Here is a 21058-nt window from a genome sequence, read left to right on the forward strand (position 1 = left end):
TATATTACGCCGCGGGTTGGCCCCGCCTGTCCTGCCCAACTATAGGCCGAACGGGGCATGCAAGGAATAGTCCGTTTCGGCCTGAAATCCATAAATTTCCGACTTTTAGCCGCTTTTGTCAGGACAAGAACGCACGGATAGCAGCGTTGACGAGGTGCAGCCAGCGCTTTGGGCGCTTGCCGCAACGCAGCAAATTCAGCCGATTCGCAAGCGCGTGGGCCCTGAAACGGAAAACGCCCCGCAACCTTGCGGCGCGGGGCGTTTCCAAACTTTGGAAGGCGTTGATTACTCGTCGCCCTTCAATGCGGCACCAAGAATGTCGCCAAGGCTCGCACCGGAATCCGAGGATCCGAACTGCTCGACAGCTTCTTTTTCTTCCGCGATCTCGCGTGCTTTGATCGACAGACCCAGACGGCGTGTCTTGGGGTCGATGTTGGTCACGCGGACGTCAACCTTGTCGCCTACGCCAAAACGCTCGGGGCGCTGTTCGGCACGGTCACGCGACAGGTCGCTGCGGCGGATGAAGGATGTCATGCCCTCGTAGGACACTTCGATGCCGCCATCTTCGATCTTGGTCACTTCGACAGTGATGATCGAGCCGCGCTTGACGCCGCCAACGGCTTCGGCAAACGGATCGCCGTCCATGGCCTTGATCGAGAGGCTGATACGCTCTTTCTCGACGTCCACTTCGGTGACTTTCGCGTGCACCATGTCGCCCTTGCGGAAATCGCCGATGACGTCTTCGCCACGGCCTTCCCATGTCAGGTCAGACAGGTGAACCATGCCGTCGATGTCGCCTTCAAGGCCAACGAACAGACCGAATTCGGTGATGTTCTTGACTTCGCCTTCGACTTCGGTCCCTTCAGGGTGGGTTTCTGCAAACACTTCCCATGGGTTACGCTGGGTTTGCTTGAGGCCAAGGGAAACGCGACGCTTGGCGCTGTCGATTTCCAGCACCATGACTTCGACTTCCTGGCTCGTGGATACAATCTTGCCGGGGTGCACGTTCTTTTTGGTCCAAGACATCTCGGACACGTGAACCAGACCTTCAACGCCGGCTTCCAGTTCAACAAATGCGCCGTAATCGGTGATATTGGTCACACGGCCTGTGTGCACGGATTCCAGCGGATAGGCTGCTTCAACAGCATTCCAGGGATCGTCCTGCAACTGCTTCATGCCAAGGCTGATGCGATGCGTATCTTTGTTGATCTTGATGACCTGCACCTTGATCGTTTCACCAATCGACAGGATTTCCGATGGGTGGTTCACACGGCGCCACGCCATGTCGGTGACGTGCAGCAGGCCGTCAACGCCGCCCAGATCAACGAAGGCGCCATATTCGGTGATGTTCTTGACCACGCCGTCAACTTCCTGACCTTCGGTCAGATTGCCGATGACTTCGGCGCGCTGCTCGGCACGGGATTCTTCAAGGATGGCACGACGTGACACAACGATGTTGCCACGGCGGCGGTCCATTTTCAAAATCTGGAACGGCTGCTTGAGGCCCATCAAAGGACCGGCATCGCGCACGGGGCGCACATCGACCTGGCTGCCGGGAAGGAACGCAACTGCGCCGCCCAGATCGACAGTAAAGCCGCCTTTGACGCGACCAAAGATTGCGCCTTCGACGCGCTCTTCATCTGCGTATGCTTTTTCAAGACGATCCCAGGCTTCTTCGCGGCGGGCCATTTCACGGGAAATGACAGCTTCGCCACGGGCGTTCTCGACCTGACGCAGGAACACTTCAACGGTGTCACCAACGGAAATATCGGGCGCTTCGCCGGGGTTTGCGAATTCTTTGAGATCAACGCGGCCTTCCATTTTGTAGCCGACGTCGATGATGGCCTGACCAGCTTCGATGCTGATAACCTTGCCTTTGACAACCGAGCCTTCGGACGGTGTGTCGATTTCGAAGCTTTCGTTCAGAAGGGCTTCGAATTCCTCCATAGATGTGTTCTGAGCCATGTGGCGTGTATTTCCTACGGTCGTTGTTGGCCAAGCGGTCGTCTCCGCCGGACTTTGGGTTTCAATCTGTCACGGTATCGTCTTGCAAAACAAACAGGGCCGGAAAACCCCGACCCTGCCCTGCTGTGCGTTCTGACGACCCATCAACAGGCGCGCGTATAGGCGGGATTGGCGTTGCGCGCAAGGGGGCGCGGCAAGGCTCGCGCTATTGCGCATCACTCCGCCACGTCCATGCCAGCGCGACGATTGACACGGTCGTCGCAATCTCGATCACGGCAAACATCCAGTAGTAAAGCGTGCAAGGCGTCAGCAAAGTTGCGATCATCACAAGGGTCTTGATCGCGCCGACCACAATATTGCCGATCCGCGCGGCCGGACGTGCCAGAACACGTGTCAAAAGCACCATCGCTATCGGCAGGATCATCAAGGCGCCTGCCGCGACCAGAAACATCTCGGTCATGATGAAGCCGCCGACCCCGCCACCGATCAACTGGTTCAGCACCACCGGGTCGAACAACCCCAGCACATCACAATAAAGGTAAAGAAACATCACAAAAACCCAAAGCGTGAACAGCAGCTCGCGGCGTGACAGTGCAGGGCGGGATACAGAGGTTAAGCTGGGCATCAGGCATTCCTTTATGCAGTGATGCACCCTCGCTTAAACAGGGGCGCCTGAAAATTGGCGAAATATCAATGGCCCTTATGCACAAACGCATATCGTGCTGCTCAAACCCCGTGCAACGCCCCCTGCACACCGGCAAAATACGCCCCCACCTGCGCCCCGTCGACCAGCGCGTGATGGACTTCGAGCGTCATTGCCATGTCCCAGCTATCGCCGCGTGGCACGATCTTGCCCCATGACACGCGCGGAATGCAGTCGTCGGGGCCGGGCAATGCGTTGTTAATGCTGGTGTAATCCAGCCACGGCATGCACGACAGATAGGCCACGTCATCGCGCTGCCCGCTGTTTGCACCCAGGTCCGTGGCCTGCGCGGCCGCGTCAATCAAGGCCTTGCACTGCGTATCAAACACAGAAAAATCCGCGTCAAACGGGACATAGGCGTAATTGAACGCCCCCGCCTGTGTCGGCACCGTCATCGACAGGGCCACACCGTCATGGCGCACAACCCTGTCCCCTCGAAAGCGCATGCACAATTCCGGCACGCCGTGCAGCCCGGCACCGATCGCATAAAGGCAGGCGCGATAGACGTTCACCCCCTGCCCTTTGCGAAGCTGCATCAGGTGGCTGACATCCATCCGCACGGTCGTCGCATAATGCGGGCGATCATAGGTGCGGAAAAACCGGAACTGCGCCGCACGCGGCCAGCTTTCCAGATCAACGATATGTTCGGCCACGACGTCCCTTTCTGTTGCATCCGCAAGCCACGACATGCCATCAAGCGCGGATGGGTGAACTCTATCTGATCCGACACGGGCAGGCCAACACTGGCGCCACAAGCGAGGCCGATTATGACCGGCTGTCCGACCTTGGCCACCGGCAGGCGGGCTTGCTGGGTGACTGGCTGCGCGCCCACGAGGACGGGTTCGACCTGGTGCTGTCCGGGTCCATGCGCCGCCACCGTGAAACCGCCGGTGGCATGGGCTTTGCCCCGCAACGACAAGACGCGCGCCTGAACGAAATGGACTATTTCGCCCTTGCCCGCGATATCGAAGTGACCCATGGGGTCGCCCCGCCCGTCGGGCCGGATGATTTCGCCGATCACATCCCGCAAACCCTGTCCGCGTGGCACGCCGCCACGATCAACGGTGCAGAACCTTTCGCCACTTTTGAGAGCCGGATTTTCGATGCTTTGGCCGAGGCCGCAAAGCCCGGAAAACGGGTCATGTGCATCACGTCAGGCGGGGTGATTGCCATGGTCATGCGGCAGGCGCTTGGCCTTGGCCCGGCCCAGATGGCCCACGTTCTGCTGCCGATCTGGAATTCGTCGCTGCACCGGTTTCGCATCCGCGATGATGGCACCTATCTGGTGTCCTTCAACGGCATTCCCCACCTTGAACCGCCCGATTTAGCCAAGGCGCGCACCCACCTTTAGCGCGCGGCCTGCACCACCTTGATCGCTTGAGCCACGGCCGCGTCAATCGACAGGTCCGACGTGTCGATCAGCACCGCATTATCAGCGGCCACCAAGGGCGCGGTAGCGCGGCTGCTGTCGCGTTCATCGCGCGCTTTCACATCGGCCAGAACTGTCGCGTAGTCGGTCGCGGCCCCCTTGCCGGTCAGTTCATCAAAACGGCGTTGGGCGCGCACCTCGGCACTGGCGGTGATGAACAGTTTCACATCTGCATCAGGGCAAATCACCGTGCCGATATCGCGCCCGTCCAGAACCGCGCCACCCTTGCGGGCCGCAAAGGCGCGCTGGAAATCCACAAGGGCTGCGCGCACATCGGGGATCGCGGCGGCATGACTGGCGGCTTGGGCAATCGCGGCGGTGCGCAAGGCATCGCCATCCAATTCGCTGGCGTCCAGCGCCAATGCCGCCTGCACCGGATCGGCCCCCGCCAGAACCCGCGCGCCCACCGCGCGGTAAAGCAGCCCCGTATCCAGATGGGCAAAGCCGAAATGCGCGGCCACGGCCTTGGAGATCGTGCCCTTTCCCGCCGCCGCCGGACCGTCAATCGCAACTGTGAACGCCATACTGCCCCCTAGAATGACTGCCCGCCGCCAACCCACATTTCAAACGCGCGAATACCCGCCATCAATACCAGCACGGCGACGACAATCCGCGCCCGCCAGTTCGGTTTGTCGCGCTCGTCGGCCATGTCAGTGGTTGGCACGCACGATCTGCGCCCCAAGGCTGGCCATCAGCGGCTCGAATATCGGGAATGACGTAGCAATCGGGCTGCCATCATCGACCGAAACAGGTTTCTGCGTCGCCATACCCAGCACCATGAATGACATGGCGATCCGGTGGTCAAGCTCGCTTGCCGCCGTGATCCCGCCCTTGACGTTGCCATGACCGAGGCCCGTGACAGTCCACCAATCATCGCCTTCGTCCACGGTGACACCGGCGGCGCGCAGCCCCTTGGCCATCGCGTCAATCCGGTCGCTTTCCTTGACGCGCAGTTCCTTCACACCCGTCATGATGGTCTGGCCGCTGGCAAAGGCGGCAACAACCGACAACACCGGATATTCATCAATCATGCTGGCCGCGCGGGCGGGCGGCACGTCGATACCCTTCAGATCAGGGGAAAAGCGCGCGCGCAAATCAGCAACTGGTTCGCCGCCCTCGGTCCGTTCGTTTTCATAGGTCAGGTCGGCACCCATTTCGCGCAGAGTGGTGAACAGGCCCGCGCGCGTCGGGTTCAGCCCGATATTGGGAACCAGCACATCGGATCCTTCGGTGATCAGCGCGGCACAAACGGGAAAAGCGGCCGATGACGGATCGCGCGGCACGGTGATATCTTGCGGTTTCAATTCCGGCTGGCCCGTCAGGGTGATCACGCGGCCTTCACCGGTTTCTTCAACGCTGATTTCGGCCCCGAACCCTGCCAGCATCCGTTCGGTGTGATCGCGGGTCGCTTCCTTTTCGATCACAACGGTCTGGCCCGGCGCATTCAGCCCCGCCAGCAACACGGCCGATTTCACCTGCGCCGAAGGCACGGGCACCACATAGCGCACCGGCACCGGATCAACCGCACCCACGATTGTCATCGGCAAACGGCCACCGGCGCGGCCATAGGATTGCGCACCAAACAGCGCCAGCGGATCGGTCACGCGGCCCATCGGGCGGCCGTTCAGTGACGCGTCACCTGTAAATGTCGCCGTGATCCCCGTGGTCGCCATCGACCCCATGATCAGGCGCACGCCGGTGCCGGAATTGCCGCAATCAATCACCTGTTCCGGTTCGGCAAAGCCGCCAACGCCAACGCCCTGCACCGACCATGACCCACCGCCATGATCCGTGACTTCGGCCCCGAAGGCGCGCATGGCCGATGCGGTATCCAGTACGTCCTCGCCTTCCAGCAGGCCGGTGATCCGTGTCTCGCCCACGGCCATCGCCCCAAGGATCAACGACCGGTGCGAAATCGACTTGTCACCGGGCACATCCGCCACCCCTTTCAAGGGGCCGCACTTGCGCGATGTCATGGGAATGGGTGTGCCGTGGCCAGACATAGGATGCTCTTTCGTTGTGTTGGCAGAGGTTTAGACCAGCCGTGCGGCGGGGTCCATCATCCGACCTTGCGAAAGGTCAGATAGTGCTGCGGGCGGCCTTCGCGAATGGCCTTTTGTTCATAGCGCGTCGAAATCCAGTCGGACCACGGGGTGCGCCAGTCCTGCGGCGCTTCGGCAAGCCACTCAAACCCGAACTGCGGCACCTGCTCCAGGGTCTGGCGCACGTAGTCGGCAATGTCGGTCGCCACGCGAAATTCAGCGCCCGGCTTCAAGACCCGCGCTAGGGGCTCCAGATGTTCGGGCGTGACAAAGCGGCGGCGATGATGGCGCGCCTTTGGCCATGGATCGGGATACAGCAGGAAGGCCTTGGAAATCGACGCATCGGGCAGCACATCGAACATGTCGCGCGCATCACCGGGATGGACGCGCAGGTTTTTGACGCCCGCCTGTCGGATCTTGCCCAGCAACATGGCAACGCCATTGATATAGGGCTCGCAGCCGATGATGCCGATATCCGCGTAGGTTGCAGCCTGATGCACAAGGTGCTCGCCGCCGCCAAAACCGATTTCCAGCCAGACATCCCTGCCGTCGAACAACGCCGCTGGATCAATCGGTGTGCGATCAGGGTTCACATCCCAATCGATCGCTCCCGGCGACAGCGCATCAAGGTCCTCTTGCAGATAGGCTTCCTGGCTGGGCCGCAGGGATTTCCCCTTGAAGCGGCCATAGAAATTGCGCCACGGGGCGCCTGAGGGGTGTTTATCGGTCATGACGCAGCCCTTAGCGCGAAGGGGGCGCGCGTTACAAGCCCGCCCGCTTGACCTCGTTACGCATGCCCAACCACATGAACAGGCGGGTCGTCAGGGTGATCACAACGCAGGCAATGGCCGCGAACATCACGGTGGTCGCGGGGTCTTGTGCCAAAGCACCCAAGTCACTGCGCCCCGCAGCTGTGCCAAAGGCAATCAGGTTCGCCACAACGGTTGCCGCGATGGTCATCGAAATGATCACGCCCGCACCGGTCAGCGCAAGTATCCACCCTTCACCCGGACGAAAGCCGCGGTCTTCGCAGCGATAAAACTTACCCGCCAAAAGCATTGGCGCGGTAATCAACAATGCGACAATGATCCCGATGCTGGCCGACCCGCCAAACAAAAAGAATGCGACCTGCGGCACAAGCCTGAACATCGCCGCTGCAATGGCAACCAAGGCAATCAGGCTCAGGGCATAGCAGACCGCAAAGTAGCCGATGTAATAGCCAAGTGATTTCTTCATCTGCTCATGCCCAGTAATCCGCGACGCATTTGCCACGGCTTGGCAAATCGACAAAATCGCCCAAGCCGTCAAAATGCCGGATCGGGATAGCGCCAACCGCATCCGGTTCGGCCAACCGCAGGTTGACGGCGATCCGGTGGCGGCCCTGCGTGTCAGGCGGAATACCGCGCCAGAACGCGACACAACCGCAGGTCGGGCAGAAATGAAATTCGATCTCGCGGTCGCCACGGACATAGGCGCGCGTACCGCCTGTGTGGTGAATACCGATCCCGTCATAATCATAAGCCCACAGCACGCCGTAACGGCGACAGACAGTGCAATTACACGCGGTCGCGCTGTCGGGCGTGCCGTCAAACTGCCATGTGACAGCCCCGCAGTGGCATGCGCCGTTGATCATGATCGCCCCCGCAATGAAAATCGCCCCGAACCTAGACGGGCACGGGGCGTTTGGGAATGCTTTTCACGCTTGGGCCTAGACCGCTTTTTTCAACGCTTCGACCAGATCGGTGCGCTCCCAGCTGAAACCACCATCGTCAGTCGGGGCGCGGCCAAAGTGGCCATAGGCCGCCGTGCGCTGATAGATCGGGCGGTTCAGGCTCAGGTGGCTGCGAATGCCGCGCGGGGTCAGGTCCATGATTTTCGGAATTGCGGCCTCGATCAAGGCGGCGTCAATGTCACCGGTGCCATGCGTGTCGGCATAAATCGACAGCGGCTGCGACACGCCAATCGCATAAGACAACTGGATCGTGCAGCGTTCCGCCATGCCCGCCGCGACGATGTTCTTGGCCAGATAGCGCGCGGCATAAGCGGCCGAGCGGTCAACCTTGGTCGGGTCTTTGCCGGAAAATGCACCGCCACCGTGGGGCGCCGCGCCACCATAGGTATCAACGATGATCTTGCGGCCCGTCAGACCCGCATCGCCGTCAGGGCCGCCGATAACGAATTTGCCAGTGGGGTTCACATGCCAAACCGTTTCGGGCGTGACCCAGCCTTCGGGCAGGACTTCAAGGATATAGGGCTCGACAACCGCGCGCACATCGGCACTGGTCATGGCTTCGTCCAGATGCTGCGTGGACAGCACGATGGAACTCACACCAACCGGCTTGCTATCACGATAGATCACCGACAGCTGCGATTTGGCATCAGGGCCAAGCGTGGGTTCGGTGCCGTTCTTGCGCACCTCGGCCAGGCGGCGCAGGATCGCGTGTGAATACTGGATCGGCGCAGGCATCAACGCGTCGGTTTCGGTCGTGGCATAGCCAAACATGATCCCCTGATCGCCTGCGCCCTCGTCCTTTTCGCCGGCAGCATCGACACCCTGGGCAATATGGGCGGATTGTTCGTGCAGCAGGTTCGTGACCTGAACGGTCTCGTGATGGAACTTGTCCTGCTCATAGCCAATATCCTTGACACAGGCGCGGGCGATATCCTCGATCCGGCCCATGTAGTCGTGCAGCTTGTCCTTGTCCGACAGCCCCACTTCGCCGCCAATCACAACACGGTTGGTGGTGGCAAATGTTTCGCAAGCCACGCGGGCTTCGGGTTCTTCGGCCAGAAAGGCGTCCAGGACGGCATCCGAGATACGGTCACAGACCTTGTCGGGATGACCTTCGGAGACAGACTCCGACGTGAAGATATGATTAGGGCGTGTCATGGGAAGTGCTCCGTTAGGTTCTGGTCGCCACGTCAGGAAGCCGTTGTGACAACGAAATTTCTGCAATCGACCTAGGGCGCGCCCGTGCTTTCGTCAATGGCGAAACGTTTGCGTGTGGCGATCCCCACCAAACTGGCGACAAGCAGCAACACACCCACCGGCCAATCGCCCCAACGGGCATAAGGCGTCATCGACAAGGCATCTGGCAACGCCACGTCCAGCCAGCCGGTTTCGCCCAGCGCGATCTGTCCGGTGATCTGGCCGCGCGCGTCGATCATGGCCGAAACGCCTGTGTTGGCCGCGCGCACCATCGGCAGCCCCTGTTCAATCGCGCGCATCCGCGCCTGGGCTAGGTGCTGATACGGCCCGGCCCCCTGACCAAACCACGCGTCATTGGTGATCAGCAGCAACAATCGCGGGCGCGGATCAGTCGCGTTCATTTCCTCGGCAAAGATACCCTCATAGCAGATCAGCGGGCGGGCCAAACCGATCCCCGGCAGATCGACGGTCTGACCCGAAGCACCTGCGCTGAAACCACCACCTTCAGTAGCGGCCATGCCGTAGATGCCGAACCGCGACATAAGCTCGCCAAAGGGCACGTATTCCCCGAACGGGACCAGATGCGCCTTGTCGTAAAGGCTGCGCACCACGCCCGCGCGGCCCAGCACAACCAGCGAATTGTAAAACGCGCCCGCCCCTTCGCGGCGTTGAATACCGATGACCGCAGTGGCGCCGCGCGCAAGGGCGGAAATATCCTCGAGCACGGGATCGGCATATTCCAGCAAATAGGGCACCGAGGTTTCCGGCCAGACTATCAGGTCCGGCACCGCGCCTTCGCCCGTCATCCTGACCGCGCGTTCCAGAAAGACCGGTGCCATGACCGGATCCCACTTTTCGTCTTGTGGCGCATTGGGCTGGATCAGGCGCACGATGGGCGCATCCGCGGCGACAGGGCCGACAGACGGGGCGGGAAGCAGATATGCAAATGCAACCAAAGCCACAACCGCAAGCGGGTAAACCAACGTGCTGATCGCATCAGCGGCCCAGATAGATACACCGACCACCAGCAGCAGCGCCAGTGTCAGCCCATGCGGCCCGATGATCGCCAGCAAAGGCGCCGCAGGGGTATCAAGCAGGGCCTGGGCAATATTGGCCCAGGGAAAACCGGTAAATATCGTGGCGCGCAGGTATTCAAATGTCGTGAGGGCCACGGCCAAGGCGATAACTCGGCGCAAACCAGTTCCATCCATCCGGCGAGCAAACCAAAACGCTGCGGCCCAGAACAACGCACCCCCACCCGCCATCAGGAACAGCGCAAATGGGGCCATCCAGCCGTGGCGCGCGACATCAACCAGGAAAGGTTCGACAATCCAACGCAACGCATGGGCAAAATAACCAAGGCCCAGCGCCCAGCCCAGCCATGCCGCCCCCCGCGCGGTGCGGGTGGACAAGAACAGGGCAAACGTCAGGCCAAGCGCTAAAACTAACGCGGCGGGGCGATCATAAGGGGCCTGCCCCAAGGCCATGATCCCACCCAAGACCGCAAAGATCACGCCGCGCGCGGCCCAATGCAGCCCCGTTACGCGGCTGACAATCGGATCAGCCATCAGCCGCGCTGGGAAGGCGCACACGCAAACGCTTGATGCGGCGGGGATCGGCCTCGATCACCTCGAACGCCGGTCCATCCGGATGTTCGATCACCTCGCCGCGGGCGGGCACATGACCCGCCAGCATAAAGACCAACCCGCCAAGGGTGTCGATTTCTTCTTCGTCGATTTCATCGTGATCGGTCAGGGCCATGCCGATTTCGCCCTCGAAATCTTCCAGCGGGGTCTTGGCCTCGGCCAGATAGACACCGGGCTTTTCGCGCAGCCACAGCTCGTCCTCGTTCAGATCGTGTTCGTCCTCGATCTCGCCGACAACCTGTTCGATCAGATCCTCGATGGTCACAAGACCATCAGTGCCGCCATATTCATCAATGACCAAGGCCATGTGGATACGTTCCGCCTGCATCTTTTGCAGCAGCACGCCCAGGGGCATCGACGGCGGGACAAACAGCAAGGGGCGCACAAGCGCGCGCAGGTCAAACACTTTGGACTTGCCATTGAACCCGTGGGTCAGGGCGAAATCCTTGAGATTGGCAAAGCCGATCGGCGTGTCCAGCGTGCCGTCAAAGACAGGCAAGCGGGTCAACCCGCTTTCGCGAAATACCTGCACCAGATCCGTCTTGGAAATCGACGCGGGCACTGCCACAATATCGGCCTTGGGAATGGAAACATCCTCGACGCGCATCCGTCGCAGGTTCAACATACCGGGCACAGGCGTGCCGGGCCTGTCGGCCCGTGCGGTATCGCTGGCATCATCCCCTTCGGATTCGGCTGGGCTAAGCGCATCAATAATGCGGCTGAAAAAGCCGCGGTTACTTATCTCTGTCGGGTCGGTCTGCGCGCTTTGCGCTGCGCTAGAGGACCCCTCGGTCGTGTCGCCCATCTTCTCCTACCAGTTATGCGGGCGCGTTTGCGGCCCAGCGTGATGCGTTACGTGATCCTATATGGGTCGGCAATGCCCAGTTTGCCAAGTATCTGTGTTTCCAAGCCCTCCATGAGGGTGGCATCCGCGTCACGTTCGTGGTCATAGCCCAGCAAATGCAGGGTTCCGTGCACGATCAGATGGGTGCAATGGGCGGCCATGGTGCGGCCGGCCTCGGCGGCTTCGCGCTGACAGGTCTCGAATGCGATGGCAATATCGCCCAGTTCAGGGTCTCGCGGCGGGCGGGGCTGGCCACCATCGCGGTCTGCCCCGCGTTCCTCGGAAGGCCATGACAGGACGTTGGTCGGCACCGGCTTGCCGCGAAAATCGGCGTTCAGATCAGCGATGCGGGTATCATTGCACCCCATAAGGCTGACGTCGCAGGCGTCTGGCACACCAAGTTCGGCAAACGTGGCACCGACAGCGGTTTCAGCCAGCCCTTCAAGGCCCGCCGCCTGCCATCGCTTGTCCTCGATAATGACGTCAACGCTCATGTGGGTGGGTCATCCGCCTCGTAGGCCTCGATGATGGCGGCAACCAGCGGGTGGCGCACCACATCTTTGGACGTGAAATAGTTGAAACTGATGCTGGGGATTTTGTTGAGCAGACGTTCCGCATCGCGCAGGCCCGACGGCACGCCACGGGGCAGGTCAATCTGGGTGCGGTCGCCCGTGATGACCATGCGCGAGCCCTCGCCCAAGCGGGTCAGGAACATCTTCATCTGCATGGTCGTGGCATTCTGCGCCTCGTCCAGAACAACAAACGCATTGGCCAGCGTGCGCCCGCGCATAAACGCCAGCGGCGCGATCTCGATGCGCTTTTCCTCGATCAGTTTGGCGGCCTGTTTGCCCGGCAGAAAATCATTCAGCGCATCATAAAGCGGCTGCATGTAGGGATCGACCTTGTCTTTCATGTCGCCAGGCAAATAGCCCAGTTTTTCACCCGCTTCGACCGCGGGACGCGACAGGATGATCCGGTCTACGTGGCCGTTGATGAACATGTTCACGCCCACGGCGACAGCCAGATAGGTCTTGCCAGTGCCTGCGGGACCGATGCCAAAGGCCAGTTCATTGGCAAACAGGGACCGCACATAGGCCTTTTGGGCATCCGTGCGCGGTTCGACCAGTTTCTTGCGGGTCTTGATTTCCACGCGGTTGGCAGGGATCAAGTCCATCTGATCACCCGATTGCGGCCCGGTGCCCGCTTCGGACTTGCCCATGCGCAATTCGCGGTCGATATCACCGTTTTCAAGGGTCTTGCCTGCCTCAAGGCGCGCATAAAGACCGCGCAGCGCATCGGCGGCTTCCGTGCGCGCGGCATCCTCGCCCATGATTACAAGCTGGTTGCCACGGCGCAGGATCTGCACCCCAAGACGGGATTCAATGGCCGTCAGGTTGCGATCATATTCGCCGCACAGGTCAATCAGCAAAAAGTTGTCGGGAAATTCAAGAAGCACCTCGGCGGGCGGGGCGGTGTCGGCGGGATGTGTGCGCGTGGCCAATCAATTCTCCTTGGATCAGGTGCCTGATTTATCGTGGCAAGATGCGCAGGCGGGTGCAAGCGCCCATCTAAAAATGTCACACAATTGAAACGAAAAAGGGCCGCAGCATCCGCCGCGGCCCCTTTTTTCGTCTTTGCGTAAACGCATCAGTGGTGCTGTGTCCCGACGGGGTGAACCGTTTGATACTGACCCGAATAGGGCTGCACGGGCACTGTTTGCACCTGCACCGGGACCGGCTCGCCCGGAACACGATCGGGGATACCCGGCGTGCCACTCTGGTAGGGGCCATAGACCACACCAGGTTCACCAATACAGACCGGCAGGCCCGAAACCGGATCAAGGCGGTTGCTTGCGCGGCCTTCAATCCCGTCATCAATGATCCAGGCCTGGCAGCCGTCCGGTGTCACCGCGATCCCGGCGTTATCGTCAAAGTTGCCACCCGCGTCACGACCCAAATCACCCGCAACAGCGATGTAATCGTTGGGGCCTTGAAAACCGCGTGTGCCTTCGAAACCTTCGGAAGTAACACAGGCTGAAAGGCCGAGTGCCGCAACGCCAAATGCTGTTATTTTCAATGTTGTCATGATTACCACCTGTAGCAGATTACTTCGACGCGACGATTTTGCGCCATACCGGCAGCAGTGCCGTTCGTGGCAATCGGGCGTGTTTCACCGAAACCCATTTCGCGTTCGATCAGGGCACCGACACTACGGCCCACGTCAGCCACGGCGCGTGCGCGATGCTCGGACAGGGTTTGGTTGTAGCCAAGCGATGCACGGCTGTCAGTGTGGCCATAGACGGCATAGCCGCCAACGCCAGCTTGCGTGAACACTTCTTGAAGACGGGCGCGGCCCGCTTGCGTCAACTGGGCGCTGTCGGTGTGGAACATGGTGTCGGTATTGCCGATAAAGCAACTGTTCACCTTCATGCAAACCGGACGACCCGTTTCCGGATCAAGGCGGTTTACCTGATACTGTTCGATGCCACCATCGGCCATCCAGTGCATGCAGCCATCCGGATCAACCCAGATGCCCCACTGAATGCGGCCCGATTGTTCGCCGCGCGCCTGCGCGGACAATGCGGGTGACAAGACACCCAAGACAGCTATGGCCGCAAGGCCCAGCCTGAGATATTTCATTAGATTTGGCATTCCAGATCCCCCATGGTCGCCATTGAAAGCGCCTTCACTGTGTCAGGGTTGCCTCCAGCCGGCATGATGTTGCCCGATTTTGTTTTCATTTTTGGCACAACCCCTTCTTAAAACGTCCCACGCGTTTGCCTGTTACGGCACCCGCGCACGACCTACTCCATACAGGGGCAATGGTTAGCAATTTTCAGTCGAATTGAAAGGACTAATCACCACATATTGTGTCTTAAACCGCAACAATCGCGATATTCACACCGTATTGTCCTGTGGACAACCCAGATAACGCCACAATCCGAAAGGGTTGCGCACCAAAGTTAACGCAAGGTGAGCCTAGACGGACAATTCGCCGCGCAAGGAATTTGTCACTGAATCGACGATTCTCACTTTGCGAACCTGGCCAATCAACTGGGCGGAACCACGGCGTGGACGGCATGAAGATATTCAGATTTTCCAATCAGCTGGCCTTCAAGGCGACCCTTCTTTTCAAACAAGACCGATACCTCGCGCCCGACCATGGAATCCTGCGCCGCGCGCTGTTGTTCGGTCAAAAGCGCCTGAAGTCGGTGCAGGCGTTCGGTCGCCAGCCCGTCATCAATCTGCGCTTTTTCGGCAGCGGGCGTCCCCGGACGGGTCGAGTATTTGAACGAATAGGCCTGCCCGTAATTCACGGTGCGGACCAGTTCCATCGTGTCTTCAAAATCCTGATAGGTCTCGCCGGGAAAGCCGACGATAAAATCACCCGAGAGCAACAGGTCGGGGCGCGCCGCGCGGATGCGAGCAATCAGCTCGACGTATTGCGCGGCCGTATGCTTGCGATTCATCGCCTTCAGAATGCGATCACTTCCCGACTGCACGGGAAGGTGCAGATAGGGCATCAGTTTGTCACAACTTGCATGGGCGTCGATCAGCGCCTGATCCATGTCGTTGGGGTGGGACGTCGTGAAACGGATACGCGCCAACCCGTCGATCTTGTCCAGTTCCCAGATCAGGCCGGCAAGGCCGTCGTCGTGCCCGTGATAGGCGTTCACATTCTGCCCCAGCAAGGTGATTTCACGCACACCAGCGGCCACCAGATCGCGGGCCTCTTGCACGATACGATCGGCAGGGCGGCTGACCTCGGCACCGCGCGTATAGGGAACCACGCAAAAGGCACAGAACTTGTCGCAGCCTTCCTGCACCGTCAAAAAAGCGGTTGGGCCGCGGGCCGCTTTGGGGCGCGATTGCAGCGCGGTGAATTTGTCCTCCTCGGGGAAATCCGTATCAAGCGCCGTTTCCCCCCGCGCCACAGCCTGTTCCATCGCAGGCAGGCGGTGATAGCTTTGCGGCCCCACGACCAGATCAACCATCGGCTGGCGGCGCATGATTTCCGCGCCTTCGGCCTGTGCGACACATCCGGCCACACCGATCTTCAAGTCAGGCTTGGCGTCATGCAGCCCCTTAAAGCGGCCCAGTTCGGAATAGATTTTTTCGGCAGCCTTTTCGCGGATGTGGCAGGTATTGAGCAGGATCATATCCGCGTCATCGGCCGACTGCGTCTGCACATACCCGTTCCCGCCCAATGCCTCGGCCATACGCTCGCTGTCATAGACGTTCATTTGGCAGCCGTATGTTTTGATAAACAGCTTTTTAGGGTCGGACATGGTAACGGGTCTCTGATAAGGCTGGCAGGATTGGCGGGTTCCTACAGGCAGCGGCGATTGCTTGCAATGCGGGCCGATATGACAGACCTTGACCAAAAGACGCGGAAACAGACAAACCGATGCAGTTCGACAGCGTAGATGCCTTTTTCAATGCCGGTCAGGCCCTTGTGGCCAAAGGCCCCGTTGCGTTGATCCTGATCGAAGACAGCACCGAAGTCGATTCAACCCTGCGCCACCATATGGACGCGGGTTTCAAATCGGTGATCGCTTTTGCAAGTAACGATATCATCATCGCCAAGGACCTGCGCGACCAGGTGCACCGCGTGACCTTTGATCCCCTATCGGACGCGGCCCTTGAAACGGTCGTGAATGGTACGATCCGCATCGCGGGCGCAAACGTCTGGATTTTCTACTGCTACAACGCCGAATACCTGTTCCACCCGTTTTGCGAAAACCGCACCGTGGGTGAAATGATCGCCTTTAACGTCGAGGAACGGCGCGACACGATCCTGACCTATGTCGTTGATCTGTATGCGGGCGATCTGGGGCAGCACCCGTCGGCCGTGTCGCTCGAGGATGCGCATCTGGATAAATCCGGCTACTATGCCCTTGCCCGCAAGGACCGCTGGAACCACGATCTGGAACGCCAGCTTGATTTCTTTGGCGGGCTGCGCTGGCGGTTCGAGGAACATATCCCCGTCCCGCGCCGCAAGATCGACCGTGTGGCACTGTTCAAGGTGAAACAGGGCCTTAAAATCAACGCCGACCACATGTTCAACGACCCCGAATACAACACCTATGCCTGCCCGTGGCACCATAACCTGACAGCCGCCATTTGTTCGTTCCGCACCGCCAAGGCGCTGAAACGCAATCCGGGAAGCACCTTTGATATTGAAACCTTTCGCTGGCACAATTCGACACAGTTCAAATGGCATTCGCAGCAACTGCTTGATCTGGGGCTGATGGAACCGGGCCAGTGGTTTTAGGGTAACGTGGGTCAAGACCCACCTTACGCCAGCAAAGCGTGCCGCCCTGTCACCCCGTCCCGATGCACCGAACTGAACGGCCAATCCTGCGGGCGTGCAACCAGACCTGCCGTCACAGGTGCTGCATGGATCATGCGACGGTGACGCGCCAGATCGGCGGCGTCGCGGATCATGTGTTCCCAGAACCTGCGCTGCCAGATCCCCTTTTCGCCCCGCGCCGCATAGCTAGCAGGCAGATTTGCGGCGGGCGGGACATGGCGCGAGAACGCAGATTTCAACAACCGCCAGCGTTTCGAGAAGTCCGCATCATCAGCAGGCATGACCCAGATCATATGCACCAGATCAGGCAGGACCGCCGCCGCGTCGATCTGAAACGGCCAGCGTTTGCGGGTCAGGGCGACAGCGTTGCGCAGCAATCCCACCTCGCGCAACAGCAGGTCCGATCTGCGATCAAGCAGGCGTGCGGTGAAAAAATAGGTCGCACCGGGGACGTAAAGGCGGCGATAGTGGCTCATCCCGCGAGGGTGGCGCGGGATTGGTAAATATCGGGTTAAGACGTGACGTAAGGTGGGTCTTGACCCACCTTACCCCCGCCGCAGCCGGATCACGACATCCACGGATGCGATCTCGGCCCCGTCGGGCGCTTGCGGCAGGCGGCTGATTTCAAGCTGGTCCGCAGGCGCATCCGACAGCTCTGCGGTGTCTTCCCAATAAAAATGCGGATGGTCCGTCATGTTGGTATCGAAATAGCTTTTCGCGCCGTCCACGGTGATTTCACGCAACAGACCGGCATCACAAAAAGCCCGCAAGGTGTTGTAAACAGTGGCCAATGACACGCTTTCGGCCCCGGCACCGGCAGCATCAAACAGGCTTTCGGCGGTTACGTGCCGGTCCTGGCCATCCCCGACCAGCAATGTCGCAAGCGCCACCCGCTGACGGGTCGGGCGCAGGCCTGCCTGTGTCAGCCACCGCGTTCCGCGTTCGATTGTTTGCTGTGTCATGTGCACCCTGCGTTCCTGTCGCCCCACAATATGGGCGAAAACCTGACAATTTCAATTGTAAATCGACGTTCCCCTGCTATGGCACCCCTTGGGTCAGCCTTGCGCCAGCGCGCGGTGCGGTGCTAGACCGCATTGGAATGTAACACCAAAACGGGGCCGTATATGTCCACTTATCCCAACAGCTTTGACAAAGACGACCTTCTGGAATGCGCCCGAGGCGAGTTGTTCGGGATCGGCAACGCCCAGCTTCCCGCCCCGCCCATGTTGATGATGGACCGTATAACGGATGTAAGTGCCGATGGCGGCGCCCACGGCAAGGGTCACATCACAGCCGAATTCGACATCACGCCAGACCTGTGGTTCTTTGACTGCCATTTCCCCGGCAACCCGATCATGCCCGGCTGCCTTGGCCTTGACGGCTTGTGGCAGTTGACCGGTTTCAACCTCGGCTGGCGCGGCTGGCAGGGGCGCGGTTATGCCTTGGGCGTGGGCGAGGTCAAACTGACAGGCATGGTCCGCCCCGACCGCAAGATGCTGACCTACAAGATCGATTTCACCAAAGCGATCCAGACCCGCCGCCTGACGATGGGCGTCGCCGACGGGATCGTCGAGGCCGATGGCGAGGTCATTTATCAGGTCAAGGACATGAAGGTCGCGTTGAGCGAGAGTTGAGGGCCCATTATGCTACAACGATTGTTGTGTTCGGCTCTCCTATCCTTGACTGCTTCGCAGGCAAACGCCCTTTCAGAGGAAAGAGCATTTCAGCTTTTCGATGTGGTTGAACTCGGATTGAAATGTGACGCGACATCAGGCTATTTGAGAGCTACTCTCGCAAACGAGCGGCTGCGAATAAGAGAAATCTATTCGGTCGCTGGCCTAGAACTCGGCTCAGCGATGTATGGGGGAACACTTTCGGGTGCGAATGGGAACTATGGCCGTCAATGCCTCACCCGATTTGTTTTCCCAACGATGCCCGACATCGAATGGGCAGACGTAACGTTCAATGTCGGCTACACTTTGGGAGCCTCTCGGGCGTGCCTTGCCGAAGTTTATCGGTATGAGTTGGAGAGCGCGCTCGGAATTTCGCTGTTTGCCGTTGTTGAGCCAAACGAGGAACGAGATCACCGTCGACGAGTTCAACAATACTCAATTGCCAAATTCGAAGAGCTAAACTGCCGCGGTTTGCAATTGCCTGACTAGTCCGGCAGTGGGGTTTGGAAAAGCGCCCTTGCATGTCGCATTAATCGAGAGTGAGAGAATGGCACCCGAACCCACCGATTACCTCGCTTTCTCCACCCCCGATGACCTGCGCGCGTGGTTCTCGGATCACCACGCCACCCACAGCGAACTCTGGGTGCAAATCTTCAAGAAAGGGTCGGGCGAGCCGTCGGTGACTTGGGACGACTGCGTGATTGAATCCATCATATGGGGCTGGATCGACGGGATCAAAAAGCGGCTCGATGACGCATCCTATCTCCAACGCCTGACGCCGCGCCGCGCCAAATCCAACTGGTCCAAGCGCAACTGCGCCCACGCGGAACAGTTGATCGCGCTGGGTCTGATGATGACGACAGGTTTGGCCCATGTTGACGCCGCCAAAGCCGACGGGCGCTGGGATGCGGCCTATGCCGGATCGGCCGACATGGTCATTCCCGCCGATTTCCTTGCCGCCCTTGATGCAAACCCGGCGGCAAAGTCATTCTATGCAACGCTCAACCGCGCTAACCTTTTTGTGATCTACCATCGCCTGCACTCCGCCAAGAAACCGGAAACGCGGGCACGGCGGATGGAACAGATGCTCGCACAGCTCGCTTCGGGGAAGCGATTTCAATGATCGTCAAAGTCCACCCCACTTGCCCCCTGCCGCCCTCTCCCCTACACAAAGTCAAAGCCATCTAGGGAGCAGCCATGCACCGCGTCGTCGTCACAGGTTTGGGGATAGTATCCCCCATCGGAAACAATGCAGCTGAGGTCGAAGCCTCGCTGCGTGCAGGGAAATCTGGCATCGTCGCCAGCCCCGAAATGGCCGAGCACGGCTTTCGCTCGCAAATCGCCGGCACCCTGAAAATCGACGTGGCCGAACACGTGGACAAACGCACCCTGCGCTTTATGGGGCCAGGTGCCGCCTATGCCCATATCGCCATGACGCAGGCCATTGCCGATGCGGGGCTGAATGACGCCACAATCAGCAACCCGCGCACTGGCTTGGTCGCGGGGTCTGGCGGGCCGTCCACCAGCGCGATGTTTGCCGCCCACAAAGTGGTGGAAAACACCGGTGCCACCAAACGGATCGGGCCGTTCGCTGTGCCCAAATGCATGTCCTCAACGATCAGCGCGAACCTGTCGACGGCCTTCAAGATCAAGGGCATCAACTATTCGATCACAAGCGCCTGTTCCACCAGCCTGCATTGTATCGGCAACGCAGCCGAGCAGATCATGATGGGCAAGCAGGACGTGATGTTTGCGGGCGGCGGCGAGGAACTGGACTGGACGCTGTCCTGCCTGTTCGACGCGATGGGCGCGATGAGCAGCAAGTATAACGACACGCCGACCAAGGCATCTCGTGCTTTCGACGCTGACCGTGATGGCTTCGTGATCGCGGGCGGCGGCGGGATCGTCGTGCTGGAAAGCCTTGAACACGCCCAAGCGCGCGGTGCCAAGATTTACGCCGAAGTCACCGGATTTGCCGCCACATCAGACGGGCACGACATGGTCGCCCCCAGCGGTGAAGGCGGCGAACGCGCGATGCGGCTTGCGTTGGAAACCATCCCCGAAGGGCGCAGCGTCAGCTATATCAACGCCCACGGCACGTCCACGCCCGTCGGTGATGTGGGCGAAGTCGAGGCCGTGCGCCGCGTCTTTGGCCAGGGATCGACTCCGCCGATCAGTTCGACCAAATCCATGACCGGCCACAGCCAAGGGGCCACCGGCGCGCAGGAAGCGATCTATTGCTTGCTGATGCTGCAAGGCGACTTCATCGCGCCCTCGATCAACGTGGAAACGCTTGATCCCGCGCTGGACCCGTCCGAAATCGCCACAACCCTCGTGGAAAACGCGGGGCTGGATACTGTGATGACCAATTCCTTCGGGTTCGGCGGCACCAACGGGTCGATGTTGCTCAGCAAGTTTCGCGACTAGGTCCAACGCGCGCGGTGCATTTTGCTGTAGGCGCATAGGCCATGCCTTTGGGCGCAACCGGCGCGCGTGCGCCATGCCCTGCTCCAC

24 protein-coding genes, 1 pseudogene and 1 riboswitch are annotated in these 21058 nt (G+C 60.0%); of the genes and pseudogenes, 6 read left to right on the plus strand and 19 right to left on the minus strand.

What is annotated here, in order from left to right; all coding sequences use genetic code 11:
• Positions 1-285: 285 nt before the first annotated feature.
• From rpsA to SJY21_RS06890, 3 genes are all read right to left on the minus strand, one after another.
• Positions 286-1965 carry a 30S ribosomal protein S1 gene (gene rpsA, locus SJY21_RS06880; RefSeq protein ID WP_377508064.1) on the minus strand — a complete coding sequence of 560 codons (1680 nt, stop codon included), beginning with the start codon at positions 1963-1965 and terminating at the stop codon, positions 286-288.
• 205 nt (positions 1966-2170) lie between these two features.
• Positions 2171-2590 carry a DUF6326 family protein gene (locus SJY21_RS06885; RefSeq protein WP_377508067.1) on the minus strand — a complete coding sequence of 140 codons (420 nt, stop codon included), beginning with the start codon at positions 2588-2590 and terminating at the stop codon, positions 2171-2173.
• Between the two features lie 101 nt (positions 2591-2691).
• Positions 2692-3321 carry a CatA-like O-acetyltransferase gene (locus SJY21_RS06890; protein WP_377508070.1) on the minus strand — a complete coding sequence of 210 codons (630 nt, stop codon included), beginning with the start codon at positions 3319-3321 and terminating at the stop codon, positions 2692-2694.
• A 50-nt stretch (positions 3322-3371) separates the two neighbouring features.
• Between SJY21_RS06890 and SJY21_RS06895 the strand changes: the two genes are divergently transcribed.
• A complete protein-coding gene (locus SJY21_RS06895) occupies positions 3372-4019 on the plus strand; it encodes a histidine phosphatase family protein (protein WP_377508073.1) in 648 nt (215 codons plus the stop codon).
• Here SJY21_RS06895 and cmk read toward each other — a convergent pair.
• From cmk to miaB, 14 genes and pseudogenes are all read right to left on the minus strand, one after another.
• On the minus strand, positions 4016-4621 hold the full coding sequence (gene cmk, locus SJY21_RS06900) for a (d)CMP kinase (RefSeq protein WP_377508076.1): 606 nt from the start codon (positions 4619-4621) through the stop codon (positions 4016-4018). The two genes, SJY21_RS06895 and cmk, sit on opposite strands and share 4 nt — an antisense overlap.
• A gap of 8 nt (positions 4622-4629) precedes the next feature.
• A complete protein-coding gene (locus tag SJY21_RS06905) occupies positions 4630-4761 on the minus strand; it encodes a hypothetical protein (protein ID WP_377508079.1) in 132 nt (43 codons plus the stop codon).
• Complete coding sequence (gene aroA, locus SJY21_RS06910; RefSeq protein ID WP_377508081.1) at positions 4748-6100, minus strand: 3-phosphoshikimate 1-carboxyvinyltransferase; 1353 nt, start codon at positions 6098-6100, stop codon at positions 4748-4750. The genes SJY21_RS06905 and aroA overlap by 14 nt, the downstream gene beginning before the upstream one ends.
• A 56-nt stretch (positions 6101-6156) precedes the next feature.
• Entirely contained in the window at positions 6157-6870 is a 714-nt protein-coding gene (locus SJY21_RS06915) for a tRNA (guanine(46)-N(7))-methyltransferase TrmB (RefSeq protein WP_377508084.1), read from the minus strand.
• A 31-nt stretch (positions 6871-6901) separates the two neighbouring features.
• The gene (locus SJY21_RS06920) at positions 6902-7375 is read right to left on the minus strand and encodes an ABZJ_00895 family protein (protein WP_377508087.1); all 474 of its coding nucleotides are present in this window, start codon (positions 7373-7375) and stop codon (positions 6902-6904) included.
• Between the two features lie 4 nt (positions 7376-7379).
• A complete protein-coding gene (locus SJY21_RS06925) occupies positions 7380-7772 on the minus strand; it encodes a GFA family protein (protein ID WP_377508090.1) in 393 nt (130 codons plus the stop codon).
• Positions 7773-7847: 75 nt separating this feature from the next.
• Positions 7848-9029, minus strand: a complete 1182-nt coding sequence (metK, locus tag SJY21_RS06930) for a methionine adenosyltransferase (protein ID WP_377508093.1) — start codon at positions 9027-9029, stop codon at positions 7848-7850.
• 6 nt (positions 9030-9035) lie between these two features.
• Positions 9036-9084: riboswitch (SAM-SAH riboswitch) on the minus strand.
• A gap of 16 nt (positions 9085-9100) precedes the next feature.
• A complete protein-coding gene (gene lnt, locus SJY21_RS06935) occupies positions 9101-10636 on the minus strand; it encodes an apolipoprotein N-acyltransferase (RefSeq protein WP_377508096.1) in 1536 nt (511 codons plus the stop codon).
• Entirely contained in the window at positions 10629-11519 is an 891-nt protein-coding gene (locus SJY21_RS06940) for a hemolysin family protein (RefSeq protein WP_377508099.1), read from the minus strand. The genes lnt and SJY21_RS06940 overlap by 8 nt, the downstream gene beginning before the upstream one ends.
• 47 nt (positions 11520-11566) lie before the next feature.
• Complete coding sequence (ybeY, locus tag SJY21_RS06945) at positions 11567-12052, minus strand: rRNA maturation RNase YbeY (protein ID WP_377508102.1); 486 nt, start codon at positions 12050-12052, stop codon at positions 11567-11569.
• Positions 12049-13059 carry a PhoH family protein gene (locus tag SJY21_RS06950; protein ID WP_377508105.1) on the minus strand — a complete coding sequence of 337 codons (1011 nt, stop codon included), beginning with the start codon at positions 13057-13059 and terminating at the stop codon, positions 12049-12051. The genes ybeY and SJY21_RS06950 overlap by 4 nt, the downstream gene beginning before the upstream one ends.
• Before the next feature lie 146 nt (positions 13060-13205).
• Positions 13206-13643: a hypothetical protein gene (locus SJY21_RS06955; protein WP_377508108.1), complete on the minus strand. Its 438-nt coding sequence runs from the start codon at positions 13641-13643 to the stop codon at positions 13206-13208.
• Between the two features lie 2 nt (positions 13644-13645).
• The gene (locus tag SJY21_RS06960; protein ID WP_377508110.1) at positions 13646-14197 is read right to left on the minus strand and encodes an OmpA family protein; all 552 of its coding nucleotides are present in this window, start codon (positions 14195-14197) and stop codon (positions 13646-13648) included.
• A gap of 339 nt (positions 14198-14536) precedes the next feature.
• Positions 14537-15846: pseudogene (gene miaB, locus SJY21_RS06965) on the minus strand (tRNA (N6-isopentenyl adenosine(37)-C2)-methylthiotransferase MiaB).
• A 119-nt stretch (positions 15847-15965) separates the two neighbouring features.
• On the opposite strand from miaB, the gene SJY21_RS06970 reads away from it, so the two are divergent.
• Positions 15966-16832, plus strand: coding sequence for a hypothetical protein (locus tag SJY21_RS06970; protein WP_377508113.1), 867 nt, complete (start codon positions 15966-15968; stop codon positions 16830-16832).
• Positions 16833-16855: 23 nt separating this feature from the next.
• Here the strand turns inward: SJY21_RS06970 and SJY21_RS06975 are convergent, their stop codons facing one another.
• Both SJY21_RS06975 and irrA read right to left on the minus strand, forming a co-directional pair.
• A complete protein-coding gene (locus SJY21_RS06975; protein WP_377508115.1) occupies positions 16856-17347 on the minus strand; it encodes a transposase in 492 nt (163 codons plus the stop codon).
• 69 nt (positions 17348-17416) lie between these two features.
• Complete coding sequence (gene irrA, locus SJY21_RS06980; protein ID WP_377508118.1) at positions 17417-17833, minus strand: iron response transcriptional regulator IrrA; 417 nt, start codon at positions 17831-17833, stop codon at positions 17417-17419.
• Between the two features lie 162 nt (positions 17834-17995).
• Here irrA and fabA point away from each other — a divergent pair, with 162 nt between their 5' ends.
• From fabA to fabB, 4 genes are all read left to right on the plus strand, one after another.
• Positions 17996-18505: a bifunctional 3-hydroxydecanoyl-ACP dehydratase/trans-2-decenoyl-ACP isomerase gene (gene fabA / locus SJY21_RS06985; protein ID WP_377508121.1), complete on the plus strand. Its 510-nt coding sequence runs from the start codon at positions 17996-17998 to the stop codon at positions 18503-18505.
• A 45-nt stretch (positions 18506-18550) separates the two neighbouring features.
• Positions 18551-19033, plus strand: a complete 483-nt coding sequence (locus SJY21_RS06990; RefSeq protein WP_377508124.1) for a hypothetical protein — start codon at positions 18551-18553, stop codon at positions 19031-19033.
• A gap of 58 nt (positions 19034-19091) precedes the next feature.
• Positions 19092-19667: a YdeI family protein gene (locus tag SJY21_RS06995; RefSeq protein WP_377508127.1), complete on the plus strand. Its 576-nt coding sequence runs from the start codon at positions 19092-19094 to the stop codon at positions 19665-19667.
• A gap of 74 nt (positions 19668-19741) precedes the next feature.
• On the plus strand, positions 19742-20971 hold the full coding sequence (gene fabB, locus SJY21_RS07000) for a beta-ketoacyl-ACP synthase I (protein ID WP_377508129.1): 1230 nt from the start codon (positions 19742-19744) through the stop codon (positions 20969-20971).
• The last annotated feature ends 87 nt before the right edge of the window (positions 20972-21058 follow it).

Origin of the sequence: Octadecabacter sp. R77987 (assembly GCF_042466115.1) — a bacterium.
Lineage (GTDB): Bacteria > Pseudomonadota > Alphaproteobacteria > Rhodobacterales > Rhodobacteraceae > SW4.

Bases quoted from the DNA above. Each gene is read 5' to 3' on its own strand.
- rpsA (WP_377508064.1), bottom strand. From the start codon at position 1,965: ATGGCTCAGAACACATCTATGGAGGAATTCGAAGCCCTTCTGAACGAA.
- SJY21_RS06885 (WP_377508067.1), bottom strand. From the start codon at position 2,590: ATGCCCAGCTTAACCTCTGTATCCCGCCCTGCACTGTCACGCCGCGAG.
- SJY21_RS06895 (WP_377508073.1), top strand. From the start codon at position 3,372: ATGGGTGAACTCTATCTGATCCGACACGGGCAGGCCAACACTGGCGCC.
- cmk (WP_377508076.1), bottom strand. From the start codon at position 4,621: ATGGCGTTCACAGTTGCGATTGACGGTCCGGCGGCGGCGGGAAAGGGC.
- aroA (WP_377508081.1), bottom strand. From the start codon at position 6,100: ATGTCTGGCCACGGCACACCCATTCCCATGACATCGCGCAAGTGCGGC.
- SJY21_RS06915 (WP_377508084.1), bottom strand. From the start codon at position 6,870: ATGACCGATAAACACCCCTCAGGCGCCCCGTGGCGCAATTTCTATGGC.
- SJY21_RS06920 (WP_377508087.1), bottom strand. From the start codon at position 7,375: ATGAAGAAATCACTTGGCTATTACATCGGCTACTTTGCGGTCTGCTAT.
- SJY21_RS06925 (WP_377508090.1), bottom strand. From the start codon at position 7,772: ATGATCAACGGCGCATGCCACTGCGGGGCTGTCACATGGCAGTTTGAC.
- metK (WP_377508093.1), bottom strand. From the start codon at position 9,029: ATGACACGCCCTAATCATATCTTCACGTCGGAGTCTGTCTCCGAAGGT.
- lnt (WP_377508096.1), bottom strand. From the start codon at position 10,636: ATGGCTGATCCGATTGTCAGCCGCGTAACGGGGCTGCATTGGGCCGCG.
- SJY21_RS06940 (WP_377508099.1), bottom strand. From the start codon at position 11,519: ATGGGCGACACGACCGAGGGGTCCTCTAGCGCAGCGCAAAGCGCGCAG.
- ybeY (WP_377508102.1), bottom strand. From the start codon at position 12,052: ATGAGCGTTGACGTCATTATCGAGGACAAGCGATGGCAGGCGGCGGGC.
- SJY21_RS06955 (WP_377508108.1), bottom strand. From the start codon at position 13,643: ATGACAACATTGAAAATAACAGCATTTGGCGTTGCGGCACTCGGCCTT.
- SJY21_RS06960 (WP_377508110.1), bottom strand. From the start codon at position 14,197: ATGAAATATCTCAGGCTGGGCCTTGCGGCCATAGCTGTCTTGGGTGTC.
- SJY21_RS06970 (WP_377508113.1), top strand. From the start codon at position 15,966: ATGCAGTTCGACAGCGTAGATGCCTTTTTCAATGCCGGTCAGGCCCTT.
- SJY21_RS06975 (WP_377508115.1), bottom strand. From the start codon at position 17,347: ATGAGCCACTATCGCCGCCTTTACGTCCCCGGTGCGACCTATTTTTTC.
- irrA (WP_377508118.1), bottom strand. From the start codon at position 17,833: ATGACACAGCAAACAATCGAACGCGGAACGCGGTGGCTGACACAGGCA.
- fabA (WP_377508121.1), top strand. From the start codon at position 17,996: ATGTCCACTTATCCCAACAGCTTTGACAAAGACGACCTTCTGGAATGC.
- SJY21_RS06995 (WP_377508127.1), top strand. From the start codon at position 19,092: ATGGCACCCGAACCCACCGATTACCTCGCTTTCTCCACCCCCGATGAC.
- fabB (WP_377508129.1), top strand. From the start codon at position 19,742: ATGCACCGCGTCGTCGTCACAGGTTTGGGGATAGTATCCCCCATCGGA.